This is a genomic window from Streptomyces sp. NBC_00597 (genome assembly GCF_041431095.1).
GTDB lineage: Bacteria > Actinomycetota > Actinomycetes > Streptomycetales > Streptomycetaceae > Streptomyces.
Genome location: NZ_CP107757.1, coordinates 2,444,049 through 2,463,591, shown reverse-complemented (window position 1 = coordinate 2,463,591; position 19,543 = coordinate 2,444,049). Strand labels below are relative to the sequence as shown.

Sequence of the window (19,543 nt, the reverse complement as noted above, 5' to 3'; positions counted from 1 at the left end):
ATTCGCGTTCGCTCTCAGCCCATCGACCGGTAGCGGTGGATGAGAGAGACCGCCATCGCGCCCTCGCCGACGCCCGACGCCACGCGCTTGACCGAGTGGGCCCGGACGTCGCCCGCCGCGAAGACGCCGGGCACGCTGGTCTCCAGCGGGTACGGGGCGCGCTCCAGGCTCCACTCCGCCGGGAGTTCGCCGCCGTTCGCGATCAGGTCGGACCCGGTGAGCACGAAGCCGTACTCGTCCCGCTCGACCATGCCGGACAGCCAGTCGGTGTGCGGGCGGGCGCCGATGAAGGTGAACATGAAGCGGGCCGGCACCCGTGTGTCCTCGCCCGTCGTCGCGTCGTGGAGGGTCAGCTCTTCCAGGTGCTCCTCGCCGTCCAGTCGGACCACCGTCGTGCGGACCTTGACCTCGATGTTGGGGGTGCGGTCGATCTCGTCGATCAGGTAGCGGGACATGCTCGCGTCCAGGGACTCCGCACGGACCAGGATGGTCACGCGGGCCGCGTACTTGGCGAAGTGCACCGCCGCCTGACCGGCCGAGTTCGCGCCGCCCACGATGAACACGTGCTGAGAGATGCAGGCCGAGCTCTCCGTGGTGGCGGCGCCGTAGTAGAGCCCGGCGCCCTCGAAGCGGTCCGCGCCGGGGGCCTGAAGGCGGTTGTACGAGACCCCGGTGGCCAGCAGCACCGTCTCGGCGCTGATCTCCGTGCCGTCGGCCAGGGTCAGGATCTTCGCCGGGTCGTCCCGGGTCAGCGAGACCACTTCCACCGGGTGCAGGATCTCGGCGCCGAACCGGGAGGCCTGGATGGTGGCGCGGCGGGTCAGGTCGCCGCCGGAGAGGCCCGAGGGGAAGCCGAGGTAGTTCTCGATCAGGCTGGAGGTGCCGGCCTGGCCGCCCGGGGCGCGGGAGTCCAGCATCAGGGTCGACAGGCCCTCCGAGGCCGCGTAGACGCCCGCCGCCAGGCCCGCGGGGCCCGCGCCGACGATGACGCACTCGTAGTGCGGGCGCGAGGCGGTGGTGGCCAGCCCGAGGCGCCGGGCGAGCTCCGTGTCGGACGGCGCGGAGAGCACCGCCCCGTCCGGGAAGCGGACGAGAGGGAGCACCGCGTCGGGCTGGGCGGCGATCAGGGTCAGGGCCTCGGGGTCGCGCTCGACGTTGAGGAAGCGGAACGGTTGGCCGTTGCGGGTGAAGAAGTCCCGGACGGCATGGGTGCCGGGGGAGACGAGGTGGCCGGCGACGATGATGCCGTCGTACGCGGGACGGTAGGTGGCCAGCCAGTCGGAGAGCAGGTCGTCCAGGACGGGGAAGAGCCGCTCGTGCGGCGGGTCCCACGGCTTGAGCAGGTAGTAGTCCAGCCGGACCCGGTTGATGGCGGTGATCGCCGCGTCCGTCTCCGCGTACGCCGTGAGCAGCACGCGGCGGGCGTCCGGGAAGCGGCTGACGGCCTCCAGCAGGAACTCGACGCCGGTCACGTCGGGCATCCGCTGGTCCACGAGGAACAGCGCCGGGTCGTGGCCGCGCTCGTCGAGGGAGTCCAGGATCTTGAGAGCGTCGGCGGCCGAGGACGCGCCGAGCACCCGGTAGCGGTCGCCGTAGGCGCTGCGCAGGTCGCGGCGGACGGCCCGCAGCACCTGCGGATCGTCGTCCACGGCCAGGATGACGGGCTTGCGGCTCTCCGCGCGCTCGGCGGCCGCGGCCGTCGTGGCGGGGGCGGTGGCGCTCTCCGGGGCCGCGCTCATGCCGCGTCCAGCATCAGCTTGTCGGCGTAGCACCAGGCCCAGGTCTCGCCGGGTTCGTGCGAGGCGGCGATGGGGTGCTCGGTGGTGCGGTAGTGCTTGGTGGCGTGGCGGTTCTTGGAGGAGTCGCAGCATCCGACGTGCCCGCAGCTCAGGCACATTCTCAGGTGCACCCAGGTGTCGCCGAGCACCAGGCACTCCTCGCAGCCCTCGGTGCCCGGCTTCACCGGACGTATCTGATCGATGTGTGTGCACAACAGGTCTGTCGTCATCGGCCCCGTCCCTCTCCTCGATCCTTCGCGCACCCCTGGATTCACGGCGCGTCCAGACCATAGGTCGGTGCCCCCGTAATGGTTCAGCGATTCGGCCGAAGTCAGGAAGTCTCGCGGCTACTTCATGACCTCCGGAAGTGACTACCTGAGGTGCCCCTGCGACCTGCCCGCCTACCTCACGAAGTCGCATACCGGCGCTTTGACGGGGGCCTCGGGCACAAGCAGTGTGGTGGACGCCAACGACAACAGGCGGCGCCTGGAGGAATCCGTGAGCAGAAAGATTCTGGTCATTGTCTCCGAACACGGTTACTGGGCCGAAGAACTGATAGGCCCCGTGTCGAAGTTCGATGAGCGGGGCTACGAAGTCGTATTCGCCACGCCGACCGGAAAGCGTGCGCACGCTCTTCCGCCGAGCCTCGACGCGAACTTCATCGACCCTCCACTGGGACGCTCGGTCACCACCGAGGAGAACGCCCGGCTGGGGCGGGAGTTCGAGCAGTCGAGCCGGCTGGACTCGCCGCTCGACATCGAGGCGTGGGTCCCGGAGCGGCCGTACACGAGCGACGAGGGCTACCTGCCCAAGCTTGAGCAGTACCACCGCGATCTGGACAAGCTGGAGTCGGACATCGCCGGCTACGACGCGATCCTGATCGTCGGCGGCAGCGGGCCCATCGTCGACCTCGCCAACAACGAGCGCGTGCACGCCCTGATCCTCGCCTTCAAGAAGGCCGGCAAGGTCGTGGCGGCCGAGTGCTACGGCGTGGCCTGCCTGGCCTTCGCCCGCGACTGGGGCGACCGCAAGAGCATCATCTGGGGCAAGCACGTGACCGGGCACTGCAAGGAGTACGACTACAAGGACGGCACCGGGTTCCTCGGTACCGACTTCAACATGGGCCCGCCGCCGTACCCGCTGGAGTACATCCTGCGCGATGCGACCGGCCCGCGCGGGGCGTACCACGGGAACTTCGGCCACCCGCTTTCGGTGATCGTCGACTTCCCGTTCGTGACCGGCCGCTCCACCCCCGATTCGTATCTCACGGGGCAGAAGATCGTGGAAGTCCTGGAGGAAGGCCTCACCCGCTACGGGTGGTGATCCGAAATCCCGTGAGAATGAGGGGGAGTTCGATGAATTCCGGAGCCACTCCCGGACGGGAAAGGCTGATCGAGCAGTTCAAGGCCGACGGCCTGAATGTGATGTTCGGAAATCCGGGGACGGTGGAACAGGGATTCCTCGACGCGGTGGACGCGGCGGACGACTTCCACTACGTCCTCGCCCTCCAGGAGACCGTGGCCGCCGGCATCGCCGACGGCTACGCCCGGGCCACCGGCGGCGCGGCCCTGCTCCAGCTCCACTCCGGGGTGGGGTTGGGCAACGGCATCGGGATGCTCTACCAGTCCCTGCGCGGCCACACCCCGCTCGTCGTGGTCGCCGGGGACGCCGGGGTCCGCTACGACGCCATGGACGCGCAGATGGCGTCCGACCTGGTGGCGATGGCCAAGCCGGTGACGAAGTACGCGACCCGGGTCACCGACCGGCACTCCGTGCTGCGCACCATTCGCCGGGCGGTCAAGATCGCCCTGACCCCGCCGCGCGGCCCGGTCTTCGTGGCGCTGCCGATGGACGTGCTGGACGAGCTGAACTCCGAGCCCGTCCTGCCCGCCGCGGTGCCGCTCACTGACGTGGCGCCCTCACCGGCTTCGGTGGGGCGGGCGGCCGAACTGCTGGCCTCCGCGGAGCGGCCCGTGGTCCTGGTCGGGGACGGTGTCTCGCTCTCCGGTGCCCAGCGCGAGCTCGTCGCCGTCGCCGAGCTGCTGGGCGCCGACGTGTACGAGGTGGACTCCTCCGAGGTGAACATCGCTGCCTCGCACCCGCTGCGCCGCGGCCAGACGGGCCACATGTTCGGCCCGCACAGCAGGGAACTCGTCGCCGGAGCGGACGGGGTGCTGATCGTCGGCACCTATGTCTTCCCGGAGGTGTTCCCCGAGCTGGAGAGCCCGTTCCGGGCCGGCGCCAAGGTCGTCCACATCGACCTGAACGCGTACGAGATCGCCAAGAACCACCCGGTGGACCTGGGCCTGGCGGCCGACCCCAAGCAGGCGCTGCGCGCGCTGGCCGGCGTACTCGAACGCCTGCTGACCCCGCAGCGGCGGGCGGCCGCGGCCGCCCGGCTCGACGCCCGCAGCCGGGAGCGGGCGCTGGCCGCCCGGTCGGCGGAGGCCGATCAGGACGGCACGCCGATGGCCGTCTTCCTGCGGACGCTGGCCGAGCGGACCGGCGGGGACCTGATCGTCTTCGACGAGGCGCTGACCACCTCCCCGCTGGTCACCCGGTACCTGCCGCCCGAGCGGCCGGGCGACTACCACCTCACCCGGGGCGGTTCGCTCGGCGTGGGCTTCCCGGGGGCGGTGGGGGCCAAGCTGGCCCGTCCGGACCGCCTCGTCGTCGGCTTCGCGGGCGACGGCGGGTCGATGTACACGTACCAGGCGCTGTGGACCGCGGTCCGGCACGGCATCGACGCCAAGTTCGTGGTCTGCAACAACCGCAAGTACCGGCTGCTGGACGACAACATCGCCCAGTACTGGCGGGAGCGGGACATCCCGCAGCACGGCTTTCCGGGTTCCTTCGACCTCTCCCACCCCGAGATCGACTTCGCCGGGTTGGCGCGGGCGCTGGGCGCCGGGGGGACGCGGGTGGAGAAGCCGGACGAGGCGGCCGCCGCGGTGGCCCGGATGCTGGAGCACCCCGGACCGTTCCTCGTCGACGTACAGATCTGAACCACCGCACCGCACACCACCACGGACAGGAGGAGACCGCATGCCCGCCGAGCGGCTGACCGAGGACGCGATCCGCACCTTCGCGGAGAACTGGTACGTGGCCCTGGACCAGCACCTGCCGCAGGACCAGGTGCTCGCCCTCATCACCGAGGACCTGGAGTTCAAGGTCCCCGAGGACACCTTCCTCGGACACCAGGGCTTCGGCCGCTGGTACACGGCGGTCACGAACCGCTTCTTCGACGAGGTCCACACCGTCACGAAGGTGGAGCCCGTCATCGAGGGCGACCGGGCGATCGTCCGGGTCCTCGTCAACTGGCAGGCCAAGATCTGGGACCCGCCGGCCGCCCGCAGCCAGTGGCTCGGCTTCGACGCCGACCAGACCTGGACGGTCGTGGCCGGTCCCGACGGGCCGCTGATCAAGCAGTACACCGTCAACGACCTGGCTCCGATGCCCGGTTCCGCCTCGCTCTGAGCGCCGGCGAAGGAGAAGCGACGATGACCGAAGTGACACGGGAGCGGGTCGAGGCGGCCTACGCCGCCCTCGGCTCCGGCGACCGCGCCCGCATCCTGGAGTACTACTCCGAGGACCTGCGCTGGCTGGTGCCGGGCAACCACCCGCTGGCCGGCTGGTACGAGAGCCTGGACGCCTTCCTGGAGCTGATGGGGCAGACGCACAAGCTCACGGGCGGCACCTTCCGCATGGACATCCAGTCCGTCCTCGTCGGCGAGGGCTGCAGCGCCGACGTGTGCCGCAACGTCGCCGTGCGCGACGGGGCGGACGGGGCGAGCCGGTCCCCGTACGAGCGGATGGACTACCCCGTCTTCCACTTCATGCGGTGGCGGGACGGCCGGATCATCGAGGGCCGCGACGGGCTCTTCGGGGACTCGGCGACCGCCTTCAGCCAGTTCTGGGCGCCGTTCGCGCCGGACGGAACCCGCCGGGACCGATAGGGGGAGGAGCGCGATGAGCGCCCTGGACGCACGAAAGATCCTTGAGAAGTACTACGAGTACGCCAACGCCGGGGACTGGGACCGCTGGTGCGACCTGTTCGCCGACGACCAGGTCATGGACGAGCAGCTCGCCGGACACATCGAGGGCCTGGAGGTCCTGCGCTCGATGATGAAGGGCATGGGGACGATGTACCGGGTCTTCCGGAACGAGCCCGTGCACTTCCTCGTCGACGGGGAGAAGGCCGCGGCCGTCTCCCACCTCAGCGCCGTCAGCACCTCCGGCGAGGCGATCGAGGCCGAGGTCATGAACTTCTTCCGGATCGTGGACGGAAAGATCGCCTACATGGCGAACTACCACGACACCGTTCCCTTCCAGGTGCTGGGCCAGGGCTGAGGGGGGCCGACTCGTGGCGAACGCCGAGAGAGAAGAGTACGACTACGTCATCGTGGGATCCGGCACCGCGGGCAGCGTCCTCGCGAACCGGCTCTCCGCGGACCCGGACGTCTCCGTCCTGGTCCTGGAGGCGGGCGGCAACCGCATCCCGCCCGAGGTGGACGACCCGTCCTCCTGGTACAAGCTGCTCGGCGGGCCCGTCGACTGGGGCTACACCAGCGTCCCGCAGCCCGGGCTCGACGGACGCCGCACGTACGAACCGCGCGGCAAGGCCCCCGGGGGCAGCAGCAACCTGTACATCATGATGCACATCCGGGGCCACGCCTCGGACTTCGACAACTGGGCTTACCAGGGGGCGGCCGGCTGGGCGTACGAGGACGTCCTGCCGTACTTCGCGCTCCTGGAGGGCCAGGAGGACGTCACCGCACCCACCACCGGGACCCGCGGCCCGCAGCGCATCACCAACGCCGGGCAGCACGGCCCCAACCCGGTCTCCCGCGCCTTCATCGACGCGGCCGTCGAGCTCGGCCACCAGGAGATCGCCGACTTCAACACCGACGGGCCCCGGCGCGGCCTCTTCGGCACCGGCTGGCACCACATCGACGTGGCCGACGGCCGCCGCCAGGGCACCCTCGCCGCCTACCTGGAGCCGGCCCTGGAGCGCCCCAACCTGACGCTGCGCACCAGCGCCCAGAGCACCCGGCTGCTCTTCGACGGCGACACCTGCACGGGCGTGGAGTACGTGCAGTTGGCGCCGCCCGCCGAGTTCCCCGGCCGGATCGTGCGCGACGGCCGCAGCGCCCCCGCCGAGCCCGGTCCGCACTCCGTACGGGCCCGCCGCGAGGTGATCGTGGCGGCCGGGGCGATCGAGTCCCCGAAGCTGCTGCTGCTCTCCGGCATCGGCGCGCCGGAGCAGCTGCGCGAGCACGGCATCGAGGTCACCGCGGCGCTGCCCGGCGTCGGCGAGAACTTCCACAACCACGTCCTGACCGGGCTGATGGCCGAGGTCACCCAGGAACTCCCGCCGCCGGCGCAGAACCTGTCGGAGAGCGCTCTGTTCCTGTCCTCGCAGCCGGGTCTGCCCGCCCCCGACCTGCAGATCGCCTTCGTCCACGTGCCGTTCGACGTGATCGTCGGCAAGGACCACCCGAACACGGTGAGCATCCTGCCCGGCGTCGTGCGGCCCGTTTCGCGCGGCTGGATCAAGCTCGCCAGCGCCGATCCGCTGGCCCACCCGCTGATCAACCCGAACTACCTGGGCGACCGGTGGGACCTGGAGCGGATGGTGCAGGGCATCAAACTGGCCCGGGAGATCTTCGCGACCTCGGCCTTCTCGCCCTGGTACAAGCAGGAGCTCCAGCCCGGTCCCGGTCACGACGGCGACGAGGACCTGCGGACCTTCGCGAAGCAGAAGTCGGAGAGCTACCACCACCAGGCCGGCTCCTGCCGCATGGGCATCGACGACCTCTCGGTCGTCGACCCCGAGCTGCGGGTGCACGGCGTACGCAACCTGCGCGTCGTCGACGCGAGCGTGATGCCCGCGGTCCCGTCGGGCAACTGCCACACCGCCATCGCGATGATCGCCGAGCGCGCGGCGGACTTCCTGAGGGGGGTGTCCCGTGCCTGACGCCGTGCTGCGCGAGGGTGCGCTGAGCGGGACCCGGATCGCGGTCCTGGTCGAGAGCGACTTCTACGAGCCGGAGATCTTCTACTACCAGCACCGGTTCGCCGAGGAGGGCGCCGAGGTCGACTTCCTGACCCGGCTGTGGGGCAACGACTCCATCACCTTCTCCGGGCACGAGTACCGGGCGCCGTTCACCGCCGACAAGTCCCTGGAGGGGCTGAGCGACGAGGAGCTGCGCCGGTACGCGGCGATCATCGTGCCCTCGGGCATGGTGGCCGACCGGCTGCGCTACACCGAGGACGTGGACGTCCTCGCGCCGGCCACGGAGCTGCTGCGCCGGGCCTTCGAGGAGCCGACGGTCCTCAAGGGGATCATCTGCCACGGCATGTGGCTGGCCGCCTCGATCCCGGACAAGATCGAGGGCCGCAAGGTGGTCTGCCACAACAACCTCATCGGCGACGTCCGGAACATGGGAGCCGAGTACGTCAACGAGGACGTGGTGGTCGACGGTGACCTGGTCACCGGTCGCACCGGTGCCCACCACCACCTCTTCGCCCGCCGGATCATCGAGCTGATCGCGGCGGGGCGGGGCCGGGGGGCCGGCTGATGGCCGGCATGGTCTGGTCGCACGTGGGCCTGAACTGCACGGACCAGAAGACCACCGAGGAGTTCTACACCCGGTACTTCGGCTTCACCCGGGCCCGGGTGGTCGATCTCGGGGAGGCCCAGATCGTGTTCCTGCGCCGCGGGGACGCGTACCTGGAGCTCTTCGCGACCGGCAGCGAAACGGGCCGCCCGGCGGTGGCCGGGGGAGACGGACCGCAGGCCCCCGGCCGGATGCGCCACCTGGCCTTCCAGACCGACAGCGTGGACGCGTTCCTGGCCGAGCTGGGCGACGCGGCCGAAGTGACCCTGGGGCCGCTGGACTTCGACGACTTCATCTGTGGCTGGCGGACCGTGTGGGTCCGCGATCCCGACGGGGTGATCGTCGAGGTCAGTCAGGGATTCGAGGACGACCGCTCACACGACAAGGACGGTGCATGACATGGCGGACGCCGTGAGCTTCTCCTTCTCCGACACCATCGCCGGCTACGTCGGCCGTTTCGACTCCGAGTCCCGCCTGCTGCGGCTGAAGACCTCGGACGGCCGCGAGTTCGACGTCTCCCTCGCCGGCGACCCGAGTGCCGAGCTCGTCCGCAACCTGGACGAGCCGTACATCGACGCCTCCGGGCACATCGACGAGATGCTTTCCCCGGGCCGGTTCCTCTTCGTCTACGGCGTCCACTACCCGGAGCGCGGCGGGCGTTTCGACGCCAAGCGCCTGGTGTTCCTGGGCCGCGGCGCCGAGGACTACCGGTTCGAGGAGCCCAGCTGGTGGGTCAAGCAGATCGAGTCGCTGGCCGACTTCTACAAGCGGGCGCAGTTCGGCGAGGGCCCGGTGGACTTCACCGAGTACCGCACCGAGATCCGGCTCGGCGGTGACAAGACCGCCAGTCACGTCCAGGAGACCGACACGATCTCCCGGCTGGTCTACGGCATGGCCTCGGCCTATCTGCTGACCGGCAAGGACGAGTACCTGGAGGTCGCCGAACGCGGCACCGAGTACCTGCGCAAGCACATGCGGGTCGTGGACAGCGAGGAGGACGTGGTCTTCTGGTACCACGGCATCAGCGTCGACGGGGACAGCGAGCGCAAGCTGTTCACCTCGGAGTTCTCCGACGACTACGACGCGATCCCGATGTACGAGCAGATCTACGCGCTGGCCGGCCCGATCCAGACCTACCGGGTCACCGGCGACATCCGGATCAAGAACGACGCGGACGCCACGATCCGGCTGTTCGACAAGTTCTTCAAGGACGAGGAGCAGGGCGGCTACTACTCGCACATCGACCCGATCCTGTTCAGCGCGGACCACGAGTCCCTCGGGGAGAACGCCGAGCGCAAGAACTGGAACTCGGTCGGCGACCACGCACCCGCGTACCTGATCAACCTGTACCTGGCGACCGGCGAGCAGAGGTACGCCGATTTCCTGGAGTACACCTTCGACACCATCGCGGACAAGTTCCCGGACTACAAGAACAGCCCCTTCGTCCAGGAGCGCTTCTTCCGCGACTGGTCGCACGACACCGCGCACAGCTGGCAGCAGAACCGCGCGGTCGTCGGGCACAACCTGAAGATCGCCTGGAACCTGATGCGGATGAACTCGCTGAAGCCGAAGCCGGCCTACGAGGAGCTCGCCCGCAAGATCGGCGAGATCATGCCGGCCGTCGGCAGCGACGTGCAGCGCGGCGGCTGGTACGACGTCGTCGAGCGCATCAAGTCCACCAGTAAGGACGGCCAGGAGACGTATCGTTTCGCCTGGCACGACCGCAAGGCCTGGTGGCAGCAGGAGCAGGCGATCCTCGCCTACCTCATCCTGAACGGCACCGTCGGCGGCGACGCCTTCCTGCGCGAGGCCCGGCAGGCTGAGGCCTTCTACAACACCTTCTTCCTCGACCACGACGAGGGAGCCGTCTACTTCAACGTGCTCGCCAGCGGTACGCCGTACCTGCTCGGCACGGAGCGGCTCAAGGGCAGCCACTCGATGTCCATGTACCACTCGGCGGAGCTCTGCTACCTGTCCGCCGTCTACAACAACCTGCTCATCAACGGGCGGGAGATGGACTTCCACTTCAAGCCCGACCCGACCAACCTGCCCGACCGCGTGCTGCGCGTCTCGCCCGACCTGCTGCCCGCGGGATCGGTGCAGATCGCGGCCGTCGAGATCGACGAGAAGCCGTACCGGGACTTCGACGCCGACGGCCTCACCGTCCGGCTGCCCGACGTCCAGGGGCGGGTCAAGGTCAAGGTCCGGCTGCGCCCGGTGACTTCATAGCGCTCAACGGGGGGCGCCCCGACAAGAGGGGAAAGCAATGTCTCTGAACGTCAAGGAACGCCGCAACAAGGGCGGTACCGTCCTCGTCGCCACCGGCGAGATCAACAGTGAGACCTCCGGACAGCTGTTGCAGGCCCTGCTGCCGCTGGTCCGCGAGGGCAAGCCGCTGCGCATCGACCTCACGGCCGTCACGTACGTGTCCAGCGCGGGCCTGCGCACCCTGCTCGTCGTCTACCGCGAGGCCCAGCACGCCGGGGTCGCGGTCACCCTGTACGGGGTGAGCGAGGAAGTCCGGTTCGTCATGTCGGCCACCGGCTTCCTCGACTTCTTCGCGACGGGCGAGGCGGCGGCCGCCGAGGCCAAGTCCAAGTCCAAGCCGAGGCCGACCGCGAAGGCCGCTTCTGTCGCCGGTGTGGTCGCACGATGACCGAGGCCCAGTCCGAGCAGGTCCTGCGCGTCGACGCGTACCCGACCCACGAAGTGGGCGGGTACCGCGTCCGCGCCGGCAAACCGTTCCCCTTCGGGGCCAACGTGGTCCCCGGCGGGGTCAGCTTCTCCGTCTTCTCCGACCAGGCGACCTCCATGACCCTGGTCATCTTCAAGCGCGGAGAGCCCGAGCCGATGGCCGAGCTGGAATTCCCCGAGGAGTTCCGCACCGGCAGCGTCTTCGCCATGACGGTCTTCGGCCTCGACCACGAGAACATCGAGTACGGGTACCGGGCCGACGGCCCCTACGACCCGGTCACCGGCCACCGCTTCGACGCCCGGCAGATCCTCTCCGACCCGTACGCCCGGCTGATCGCGGGCCGCGACGTGTGGGGCGTGGAGCCGGACCGCAGCCGCGGCTACCAGTACCGCTCGCGCGTGTGCCTCCAGGACTTCGACTGGGGCGACGACACGCCGCTGCGGCTGCCCGCCGAGGACCTCGTCGTGTACGAGACCCACGTGCGCGGCTTCACCCGGCATCCCTCCTCACAGGTCACCGCCCCCGGCACGTTCGCGGGGCTGCGGGAGAAGATCCCGTACCTCAAGGAACTCGGGATCAACTGCATCGAACTGCTCCCGGTGTTCGAGTTCGACGAGAGCGACAACCCGCGGACCAACCCGGAGACGGGCGAGCGGCTCTTCGACTACTGGGGCTACAACACCGTCTCGTTCTTCGCGCCCAAGGCCGGCTACGCGGCCACCGGACGCTACGGGATGCAGGGCGACGAGTTCCGCACACTGATCAAGGACCTGCACGCGGCCGGCATCGAGGTCATCCTCGACGTCGTCTTCAACCACACCGCCGAGGGCAACGAGCAGGGCCCGACGATCTCCTTCAAGGGGCTCGACAACGCCACGTACTACATGCTCACGCCCGAGGGGTACTACTTCAACTTCAGCGGCACGGGCAACACGGTCAACTGCAACCACCCCGTCGTGCGCAACTACGTGCTCGACTGCCTGCGCCACTGGGTCGCCGACTACCACATCGACGGCTTCCGCTTCGACCTCGCGGCCATCCTCGGCCGGGCCCTGGACGGCACTCCGCTGCCCAACCCGCCGCTGCTGGAGCTGCTCGCGTACGACCCCGTCCTTCGGCACACCAAGCTCATCGCCGAAGCCTGGGACGCCGGCGGCCTCTACGAGGTCGGCAACTTCCCGGCGTACGGCCGCTGGGCGGAGTGGAACGGGAAGTACCGCGACACCGTCCGCAGCTTCCTCAAGGGCGACCCCGGGGTGACCGGGGAGCTGGCCACCCGCATCGCGGGCTCGCCCGACCTGTACTCCACCCGCGGCACCTCCGCCTCGGTCAACTTCCTCACCGCCCACGACGGTTTCACCCTGGCCGACCTCGTCTCGTACAACGACAAGCACAACGAGGCGAACGGCGAGGGCAACAACGACGGCGGCAACGACAACGCCAGCTGGAACTGCGGGGCCGAGGGGCCGACCGACGACCCCGAGGTCAACCGGCTGCGGACGCGCCAGATGAAGAACGCCCTGGCCATCCTCATGACCAGCCAGGGCATCCCGATGCTGCTGTCGGGCGACGAGGTCGCCCGCACCCAGCAGGGCAACAACAACACGTACTGCCAGGACAACGAGCTGTCCTGGTTCGACTGGGACCAGGTCGACGAGAACGCCGAACTGCTCCGTTTCACCCGGGAGATGATCGCCTTCCGCGGGCACCACCGCGAACTGCGCTCCACCTCCCACCCCACCGGCCAGGTCCGCGAGAGCCTCGGACTGCCGGACATCAGCTGGCACGGCGAGCGCGCCTGGCAGCCCGACTGGTCGGCGGAGAGCCGGCTGCTGGCGGTGGCCCGCTGCGGCACCGGGGACGACGACGTGGTGTACGTGGCCATGAACTCGCACTGGGAGTCGCACGACCTGGAGCTGCCCGCGCTGCCGCACGGGCGCAGCTGGCACCTCTTCGCGGACACGGGGGCCGAGGCCCCGCACGACATCCGCACCCCGGGCGGTGAGGCCGAGCTGGAGAACGCCGGGAAGTACCTGATCGGTCCGCGCTCGGTCGTGATCCTGGTCGGCCGGACGCCCGATCCCGAGCTCTAGCCGCACATGCCCTGACCGAACGCTCCAATCGAACGGCCGAAGGAGACCTGACATGCCGCTTTCCGTGTCCCTGAGCATCGAGGGCGACACCACCGTGATCGAGCTGGCGGGAGAGCTGGACGCCAAGACCGCGCCGGACTTCCACCAGACCATCGAGAAGGCCGCCGGGCACGGCACCGGCACGGTCGAGATCAGGATGGCCGGTGTCGGCTACATGGCCAGCGCCGGACTGCGGTCCCTGGTCTTCGCCCAGCAGAAGGTGGCGAACCACGTGACCATCAAGGTGGTCGGCGCGATCGAGCCCGTGTCCCGGACCATCCGGACGGCCGGGCTCGACCGCAGCATCGTGCTCTCCGATGAGTGAATCGCATGAGTGAGATGGTCGAACTGGCGAGGACGCCCGCCGAGCTGGAGGTGCCCGCCACCCTGGGAGCACTGGGCGACATCGCCTCGTTCGTCCTGCGGCTGGCCGGCCGGGCGGGCCTGGGCAAGGGCCCCGCGTACCGGATCCGGCTGGCCGTGGACGAGCTGGCCACGAACGTCGTGATGCACGGGTACCGGGGCGGCGACGGGCGGATCACCGTCCGCGGCCGCTCCGGTCCCGGCCGGGTGCAGATCTCCATAGCGGACTCCGCGCCGGCCTTCGACCCGGTCGGGGGCTGCCTGCCCCCCGCCCCCGGGACTCCTCCCGAGCGGCGCAGGGTCGGCGGACTCGGCATCCACCTGGCGCTGACCAGCGTGGACGAGTTCAGCTACGAACGCAGGGACGGCCGCAACATCAGCACGCTGACTGTGAACGCCGAGGGGACGGACCCATGCCCTCCACGACCGTGATCATCCTCGACGAGTACCCTCCGCCGCCGCTCGAACTGCTCGACGCACTGCGGTCGATGGACGCGAAACTCGTCGCCCGCACGCTGAGCGAGCTGCGCAACGGCCCGCTGGACGGGCTACCCGTCGCCGACGTACTGCTCGCCCCGGCCGAGGCCGACGGCGAGTCGGTGCGCCTCGCGGTACGGCGGCTGCGCCGCTGGGCCGGGGCACCCATCGTGGTCGTCTGGACGGCGACGGAGTTCGCCGCCCTGGAGGAACACGTCCGGCTGGGCCACGACTACCTCGTACCGCCCTTCCTGCCCACGCTCGTCAGGGCCCGGCTGAACACCTGCTCGGAGCGCGCCGGACTCGGCCGCACCCTGCGCGAAGCCGATGCCCGCGCCGAACTCATGGGCTACGAGAAGGAGCTGGAGATCGGTCGGGAGATCCAGGCCGGCTTCCTGCCCGAATCGCTGCCGGTCCCCGAAGGCTGGGAGATCGACGTCCGGTTCCGGCCCGCCCGGCAGGTCGCGGGCGACTTCTACGACGTCTTCGAGATCTCCCGCGGCCGCCGCCTCGCCTTCGTCGTCGCCGACGTCTGTGACAAGGGGGTCGGCGCCGCACTGTTCATGGCGCTGATCCGCTCACTGCTGCGGCACACCGCGGAGAACAGCGGACTGCAACACCTGGTGGCCGCGGGACGGGCGGGAGGCAGCCGGCGGATCCCGGTGGTCGGCGCGACACCCCTGCTCAACGCGGTCACCGCCACCAACGGCTACCTGACCCGCAACCACCTGAGGCAGGGCTACTTCGCCACCCTGTTCTTCGGCGTGCTCGACCCGCTGACCGGCAGCCTCGTGTACATCAACGGGGGTCACAACGCGCCGCTGCTGCTGCGCGCCGAGGGCGGCGACCCGCTCGCCCTGGAGGTCACCGGTCCCGCCGTCGGGGTGCTGCCGGACTGCGTGTACACGCTCGGCTACGCACAACTGGACCCCGGCGACACCCTGTTCGTGTTCACCGACGGAGTGCCGGAGGCCCGCTGCCCCAGCGGCAGCTTCCTCGGTGACGAGCGGATGCTGGAGCTGCTCGCCGGCCCCCCGGTGAGCGGCAGGGAGGTGGTCGACCGGATGGACACCGCGGTACGGGAGCACACCGGGAGCGCCGAACAGCACGACGACGTCACGATGCTGGCCCTGCACCGGCCACGTGCGGCGCGGGGGCCGCACGCGGACGGTACCGGTGACCGGGTGGTGGCCTAGATGACCCGGACCATCGTGGTGCACTCGCACCGCGGCGGGACCGGAAAGTCCTCGGTACTGGCGAACCTCGCCCTGCTCATCGCGGGTCAGGGGCGCCGGGTGGGGGTGGTCGACACGGACATCCAGTCGCCCACCCTGGACCTGCTCTTCCGGCTCGGCCCGGGTCCCTCCCTGGCCGACTACCTGCTCGGACGCTGCGAGATCGAAGCCACGGCCCAGCAGGTCGCCGTGCCCGGGCTGTACGTCGTACCGGCCCGGACCGGGACCGCGGCCCTGCGCGAGCTCATGACGAGCGGCTACGACGTGGGGCTGCTGCCGGAGGGCTTCGACCGGCTGGCCGGGCACTACGGGCTCGACGTGCTGCTGCTCGACACGCACGCCGGGCTGAACAACGAGTCGGTGACCGCCATGGCGAGCGCCGACGTACTGATGATCATGGCCCGGGCCGACCGGATCGACCTGTCCGGGGTCGAGGAGACCATCGCCCTGGCCGGGCGGCTGGCCTGCCGGCGGGCTCTGGTCATGAGCATGGCCCCCGAGGGCGTCGACGGCGAACAGGTCCGCCGCCGTGCCGAGGAGGTGTACGGCGCCCCCCTGGCCGGAATCCTTCCTTATGTCCCGGAAATGGCGGCCCTGTACGGCGAGCGCATATTCGCCGAAGCCCATCCCGACCACCCACTGGTCGGTGAATTCCGCACCATCATCTCCGCGTTGGACGCACCTCACGAAGTATCGCGCGCCTGACGCTCCCCCCTTACGCCCCCTGCAGGGGGCGTGTTGAATCGGCAGCGATTCCAGAACAAGGAGAACAGTCATGAAGATTCTCGTCGTCATGACGGCCAAGGCAACGCTCCATCTGTTGGACGGGGAACAGCATCCTTCGGGATTCTGGGCCGAGGAATTCGTCGTTCCCTACACCCTCTTCAAGGCCGCAGGCCACACCGTGGACGTGGCGACGATAGGGGGCCAGGCCCCCACGGTCGACCAGACCAGCATCGACCCCAAGTTCCTCCAGTGGGTCCGCCCCCAGGGCTCGCCGGACGAGGACGCGGCCAACGCCGCCGAGTACGTGAGAGTCATCGAGAGCACCCCCCAGCTCACCCACCCCATCGCCCTGGAGTCCCTGGGCGAGAAGGACATCGCCGAGTACGACGGCATCTACGTCAGCGGCGGCCACGGCGCGATCGGAGACCTGCCCCACTCCGACGAACTCGCGCAGGTCCTGCGCTGGGCCATCGCCCAGGACAAGCCGCTCGCCACCGTCTGCCACGGCCACACCTCCCTGCTCGCGCTGCGCGACGGCGAAGGCCGCTGGCCGTTCGAGGGCTACCGGATGACGGCGTTCTCGCACAGCGAGGAGATGGTCACGAACATGGCCGGCCGCCTCCCGCTGATCCTTGAGGCCGAGCTCACCCGCCTCGGCGCGCGCTACGAGAAGGCCGAGAAGATCTGGGACTCGCACGTGGTCGTCGACCGAAGGCTCACCACCGGCCAGAACCCATACTCCTCCAAGGCCCTTGCCGAGACGTTCCTGACACAGCTCGCCAAGGGCTAGAACGCCCCCGAATCCGACACCGGAAGGCAGCCATGACCAAGCGCGCGCTCAGCGACCAGCCCTTGGCCAACCCCGGGAAGCTGTTCATCGGCGGCACCTGGGTTCCGGCCCAGGACGGCCGTACCGAGCCGGACATCAGCCCTGTGGACGGTCAGGAGATCGTACCGGTGGCCCAGGCCACCGCCGCCGACGCGGACGCGGCCGTGGCCGCCGCCCGCCGGGCGTACGAGGAGGGTCCCTGGAGCAGACTGTCCGCCCAGGAGCGCGCGCTGCGGCTGAACCGGGTCGGTGAGCTCATCGAGCGCGACCTGGAGGAGATCGCCCTTCTGGAGACGGTGGACATGGGCAAGCCGTTCGCCTTCTCCAGTACGGTCGACGCCCCCATGGCCGCCCAGCTCATGCACTACTACGCCGGCGCCGTGACCCGGGTCGACGGCTCCTCGCGGGCCCCGGCCGGAGGGCAGCTCGCGTACACCCTGCGCGAGCCGCTGGGCGTGGTCTGCGCGATCACCCCGTTCAACTTCCCGCTGCTGCTGTCGATGACGAAGATCGCACCGGCGCTGGCGGCGGGCAACACGGTCGTCCACAAACCCTCCCCGGCCACCCCGCTCACCGCGCTGAAGATCGCCGAGCTCTTCCAGGAGGCGGAGATCCCCGACGGCGTGCTGAACGTGATCACCGGTCCCGGCGTGGAGCTCGGCGAGACCCTGACCGACCACCCCGGCATCGACAAGATCGCCTTCACCGGCTCCACCGCCGTCGGCCAGTCCATCATCCGCAAGTCGGCGGGCACCTTGAAGAAGGTGACGATGGAGCTCGGCGGCAAGTCCGCCAACATCGTCTTCGCCGACGCCGACCTGGACGCCGCCGAGGAACTCGCCTTCTTCGGCATCTACTACAACAAGGGCGAGATCTGCACCGCCGGCTCCCGGCTGCTGCTCCAGCGCCCCGTCCACGACGAACTCGTCGAACGCCTGGTCCGCCGGGCCGCCGCCCTCAAGCCCGGCGACCCGCGTGACCCGGAGACCCTGTTCGGCCCGCTGGCCCACCGCGGCCAGTTCGACAAGGTCAGCTCGTACATCGAGGTCGGCGAGAAGGAAGGCGCCCTCCTGCGCACCGGCGGAACCGGCTGGACCCCGGAGGGGGCCTCCAGCCAGGGCCTTTACTTCCTGCCGACCGTCTTCACAGGCGTCGACAACGGCATGCGGATCGCCCAGGAGGAGATCTTCGGGCCGGTCCTGTCGATCATCCCCTTCGACTCCGAGGAAGACGCGATCCGGATCGCCAACGACAGCGCGTACGGCCTCGCCGCCGGTGTCCACACCAAGGACCTGCGGCGCGCCCACCGGGTGGCCTCCCAGATCAAGGCCGGCACGGTCTGGGTGAATTGCTACAACCAGTACGACCCCTCCGTGCCGTACGGCGGCTACAAGGCCTCCGGATACGGGCGCGAGTGCGGACCGGAATCCCTTGAGAGCTACACCCAGACGAAGTCGGTCTGGATCGGCATGGACTGAGCGGCCGGACGACCGAACCACCGGGCGGCCGAATGACGGAACGACCGAGCGACCGAGTAGGAGCGGCAATGCGCACAGGCATCATCGGCACCGGGCGGATCGGTTCCACCCTCGCGCGGATCCTGGTGGCGGCCGAGCACGAGGTCTTACTGGCCAATGCTCGTGGACCGCAGTCGATCGGCCCCTTACTGGCCGAACTGGGCCCGGCGGCCTCGGCGGCGCACCCCGCCGAGGTCGCCGACCGGGCCGACCTGCTGGTGCTGATGGTGCCCCACGCGAGCGTCCGCGGACTCCTCCCGTCCGCGGCCGTGCAGGACAAGGTGCTGGTGGACGCCACGAACACGTTCAGCGGTGCGGGCGCACCCGCGGATCCTGACGGGCGCACCTCCAGCGAACTGGTCGCGGACTGGTATCCCGGCGCCCGGGTCGTGAAATCCCTGAACACCATGCATTTCGAGACTCTCGCCGTCGCCGGCACCGCGGGGGGCGAACGCCTGGCCCATTTCACGGCGGGTGACGACGAGAAGGCGAAGGAAATCGTCGCGGGAATCATCTCGGATTTGGGATTCGCCCCCGTCGACACCGGCTCGCTGCACGCCGGAGGAATTCTCCAGCAGCCCGGCGGGCCCCTTTACAACCGGCCGCTCACGGAAGCGCAGGCGCTGGCATGGATATCTCACTGAACGTGAACGGAAGACCCGAGCAGTTCGCGGCCGAGCCGAACGAACTGCTCGTGGAACGGCTCCGCGACGGCCTCGGGCTGACCGGCACCAAGGTCGGCTGCGACACCGGCCAGTGCGGCACCTGCGTCGTCCAGCTCGACGGGCGCTCGGTCAAGAGCTGCCTGGTCCTCACCGCGTCGGCCGCCGGCAGCCGGGTGACCACCATCGAAGGGGTCACCACGCGGGGCGGCGAACTCAGCGGCCTCCAGGAGGCGCTGCGCCAGGAGCACGGCACCCAGTGCGGGTTCTGCACCCCCGGCATGGTGATGGCCCTCGGCGAACTCGTCGAGAACACCGCGGACCGCGAGGCGCCCACCGAACCCGAGATCCGCGAGTGGCTCACCGGCAACCTGTGCCGCTGCACCGGATACCACAGCGTCGTACGGGGCGTTCAGCGCGCCTGCACCGCCGCCCGGGCCGAGATGCCCGAGGAGATCGGCGAGAGCGCCGCCGTCCCCGCGTCCACCGCGTCCGGCAAGGAGGTGTGA

The 19,543-nt window shown here is 69.8% G+C and carries 21 protein-coding genes; 19 read left to right on the top strand and 2 right to left on the bottom strand.

What is annotated here, in order from left to right; genetic code table 11:
- Window positions 1–14 precede the first annotated feature (14 nt).
- Window positions 15–1,739 (bottom strand): FAD-dependent oxidoreductase, encoded by a 1,725-nt coding sequence (locus tag OG974_RS10800; protein WP_327282478.1) that lies wholly within the window; start codon window positions 1,737–1,739, stop codon window positions 15–17.
- On the bottom strand, window positions 1,736–2,008 hold the full coding sequence (locus OG974_RS10795; RefSeq protein WP_327282477.1) for a UBP-type zinc finger domain-containing protein: 273 nt from the start codon (window positions 2,006–2,008) through the stop codon (window positions 1,736–1,738). Before OG974_RS10795 ends, OG974_RS10800 begins: the two co-directional genes overlap by 4 nt.
- Before the next feature lie 268 nt (window positions 2,009–2,276).
- Between OG974_RS10795 and OG974_RS10790 the strand changes: the two genes are divergently transcribed.
- The 19 genes from OG974_RS10790 (at window position 2,277) to OG974_RS10700 (ending at window position 19,543) form a co-directional block, all read left to right on the top strand.
- Window positions 2,277–3,101 (top strand): type 1 glutamine amidotransferase domain-containing protein, encoded by an 825-nt coding sequence (locus OG974_RS10790; protein ID WP_328762152.1) that lies wholly within the window; start codon window positions 2,277–2,279, stop codon window positions 3,099–3,101.
- Window positions 3,102–3,133: 32 nt separating this feature from the next.
- The gene (locus OG974_RS10785) at window positions 3,134–4,783 is read left to right on the top strand and encodes a thiamine pyrophosphate-binding protein (RefSeq protein WP_327282475.1); all 1,650 of its coding nucleotides are present in this window, start codon (window positions 3,134–3,136) and stop codon (window positions 4,781–4,783) included.
- Between the two features lie 40 nt (window positions 4,784–4,823).
- The gene (locus tag OG974_RS10780; RefSeq protein ID WP_327282474.1) at window positions 4,824–5,255 is read left to right on the top strand and encodes a nuclear transport factor 2 family protein; all 432 of its coding nucleotides are present in this window, start codon (window positions 4,824–4,826) and stop codon (window positions 5,253–5,255) included.
- Between the two features lie 23 nt (window positions 5,256–5,278).
- Complete coding sequence (locus OG974_RS10775) at window positions 5,279–5,734, top strand: nuclear transport factor 2 family protein (protein WP_327282473.1); 456 nt, start codon at window positions 5,279–5,281, stop codon at window positions 5,732–5,734.
- Window positions 5,735–5,747: 13 nt separating this feature from the next.
- Window positions 5,748–6,128 carry a nuclear transport factor 2 family protein gene (locus tag OG974_RS10770; protein WP_327282472.1) on the top strand — a complete coding sequence of 127 codons (381 nt, stop codon included), beginning with the start codon at window positions 5,748–5,750 and terminating at the stop codon, window positions 6,126–6,128.
- 13 nt (window positions 6,129–6,141) lie between these two features.
- On the top strand, window positions 6,142–7,755 hold the full coding sequence (locus OG974_RS10765) for a GMC oxidoreductase (protein WP_327282471.1): 1,614 nt from the start codon (window positions 6,142–6,144) through the stop codon (window positions 7,753–7,755).
- On the top strand, window positions 7,748–8,359 hold the full coding sequence (locus tag OG974_RS10760; protein ID WP_327282470.1) for a DJ-1/PfpI family protein: 612 nt from the start codon (window positions 7,748–7,750) through the stop codon (window positions 8,357–8,359). Before OG974_RS10765 ends, OG974_RS10760 begins: the two co-directional genes overlap by 8 nt.
- Window positions 8,359–8,796: a VOC family protein gene (locus tag OG974_RS10755; RefSeq protein ID WP_327282469.1), complete on the top strand. Its 438-nt coding sequence runs from the start codon at window positions 8,359–8,361 to the stop codon at window positions 8,794–8,796. Before OG974_RS10760 ends, OG974_RS10755 begins: the two co-directional genes overlap by 1 nt.
- A 1-nt stretch (window position 8,797) precedes the next feature.
- Window positions 8,798–10,627 (top strand): AGE family epimerase/isomerase, encoded by a 1,830-nt coding sequence (locus OG974_RS10750; RefSeq protein ID WP_327282468.1) that lies wholly within the window; start codon window positions 8,798–8,800, stop codon window positions 10,625–10,627.
- Window positions 10,628–10,664: 37 nt separating this feature from the next.
- Complete coding sequence (locus OG974_RS10745; RefSeq protein ID WP_327282467.1) at window positions 10,665–11,054, top strand: STAS domain-containing protein; 390 nt, start codon at window positions 10,665–10,667, stop codon at window positions 11,052–11,054.
- On the top strand, window positions 11,051–13,186 hold the full coding sequence (gene glgX, locus OG974_RS10740) for a glycogen debranching protein GlgX (protein WP_327282466.1): 2,136 nt from the start codon (window positions 11,051–11,053) through the stop codon (window positions 13,184–13,186). The genes OG974_RS10745 and glgX overlap by 4 nt, the downstream gene beginning before the upstream one ends.
- Window positions 13,187–13,238: 52 nt before the next feature.
- On the top strand, window positions 13,239–13,550 hold the full coding sequence (locus tag OG974_RS10735) for an STAS domain-containing protein (protein WP_030157520.1): 312 nt from the start codon (window positions 13,239–13,241) through the stop codon (window positions 13,548–13,550).
- A 5-nt stretch (window positions 13,551–13,555) separates the two neighbouring features.
- Entirely contained in the window at window positions 13,556–14,020 is a 465-nt protein-coding gene (locus OG974_RS10730) for an anti-sigma regulatory factor (RefSeq protein ID WP_327282465.1), read from the top strand.
- Window positions 14,002–15,261, top strand: a complete 1,260-nt coding sequence (locus OG974_RS10725) for a PP2C family protein-serine/threonine phosphatase (RefSeq protein WP_327282464.1) — start codon at window positions 14,002–14,004, stop codon at window positions 15,259–15,261. Before OG974_RS10730 ends, OG974_RS10725 begins: the two co-directional genes overlap by 19 nt.
- Window positions 15,262–16,005, top strand: a complete 744-nt coding sequence (locus tag OG974_RS10720; RefSeq protein ID WP_327282463.1) for a MinD/ParA family protein — start codon at window positions 15,262–15,264, stop codon at window positions 16,003–16,005. It abuts the gene before it with no gap.
- Window positions 16,006–16,075: 70 nt separating this feature from the next.
- The gene (locus tag OG974_RS10715; RefSeq protein WP_327282462.1) at window positions 16,076–16,816 is read left to right on the top strand and encodes a type 1 glutamine amidotransferase domain-containing protein; all 741 of its coding nucleotides are present in this window, start codon (window positions 16,076–16,078) and stop codon (window positions 16,814–16,816) included.
- Between the two features lie 32 nt (window positions 16,817–16,848).
- On the top strand, window positions 16,849–18,333 hold the full coding sequence (locus OG974_RS10710) for an aldehyde dehydrogenase family protein (RefSeq protein WP_328762149.1): 1,485 nt from the start codon (window positions 16,849–16,851) through the stop codon (window positions 18,331–18,333).
- Window positions 18,315–19,016 carry an NADPH-dependent F420 reductase gene (locus OG974_RS10705; RefSeq protein ID WP_371646788.1) on the top strand — a complete coding sequence of 234 codons (702 nt, stop codon included), beginning with the start codon at window positions 18,315–18,317 and terminating at the stop codon, window positions 19,014–19,016. The genes OG974_RS10710 and OG974_RS10705 overlap by 19 nt, the downstream gene beginning before the upstream one ends.
- On the top strand, window positions 19,013–19,543 hold the full coding sequence (locus OG974_RS10700; protein ID WP_371646785.1) for a (2Fe-2S)-binding protein: 531 nt from the start codon (window positions 19,013–19,015) through the stop codon (window positions 19,541–19,543). The genes OG974_RS10705 and OG974_RS10700 overlap by 4 nt, the downstream gene beginning before the upstream one ends.

Coding starts and splice junctions, on each gene's coding strand:
- OG974_RS10800 (WP_327282478.1), bottom strand. CDS start 1,739: ATGAGCGCGGCCCCGGAGAGCGCCACCGCCCCCGCCACGACGGCCGCG.
- OG974_RS10795 (WP_327282477.1), bottom strand. CDS start 2,008: ATGACGACAGACCTGTTGTGCACACACATCGATCAGATACGTCCGGTG.
- OG974_RS10785 (WP_327282475.1), top strand. CDS start 3,134: ATGAATTCCGGAGCCACTCCCGGACGGGAAAGGCTGATCGAGCAGTTC.
- OG974_RS10780 (WP_327282474.1), top strand. CDS start 4,824: ATGCCCGCCGAGCGGCTGACCGAGGACGCGATCCGCACCTTCGCGGAG.
- OG974_RS10775 (WP_327282473.1), top strand. CDS start 5,279: ATGACCGAAGTGACACGGGAGCGGGTCGAGGCGGCCTACGCCGCCCTC.
- OG974_RS10770 (WP_327282472.1), top strand. CDS start 5,748: ATGAGCGCCCTGGACGCACGAAAGATCCTTGAGAAGTACTACGAGTAC.
- OG974_RS10755 (WP_327282469.1), top strand. CDS start 8,359: ATGGCCGGCATGGTCTGGTCGCACGTGGGCCTGAACTGCACGGACCAG.
- OG974_RS10750 (WP_327282468.1), top strand. CDS start 8,798: ATGGCGGACGCCGTGAGCTTCTCCTTCTCCGACACCATCGCCGGCTAC.
- OG974_RS10745 (WP_327282467.1), top strand. CDS start 10,665: ATGTCTCTGAACGTCAAGGAACGCCGCAACAAGGGCGGTACCGTCCTC.
- glgX (WP_327282466.1), top strand. CDS start 11,051: ATGACCGAGGCCCAGTCCGAGCAGGTCCTGCGCGTCGACGCGTACCCG.
- OG974_RS10735 (WP_030157520.1), top strand. CDS start 13,239: ATGCCGCTTTCCGTGTCCCTGAGCATCGAGGGCGACACCACCGTGATC.
- OG974_RS10730 (WP_327282465.1), top strand. CDS start 13,556: ATGAGTGAGATGGTCGAACTGGCGAGGACGCCCGCCGAGCTGGAGGTG.
- OG974_RS10725 (WP_327282464.1), top strand. CDS start 14,002: ATGCCCTCCACGACCGTGATCATCCTCGACGAGTACCCTCCGCCGCCG.
- OG974_RS10720 (WP_327282463.1), top strand. CDS start 15,262: ATGACCCGGACCATCGTGGTGCACTCGCACCGCGGCGGGACCGGAAAG.
- OG974_RS10715 (WP_327282462.1), top strand. CDS start 16,076: ATGAAGATTCTCGTCGTCATGACGGCCAAGGCAACGCTCCATCTGTTG.
- OG974_RS10710 (WP_328762149.1), top strand. CDS start 16,849: ATGACCAAGCGCGCGCTCAGCGACCAGCCCTTGGCCAACCCCGGGAAG.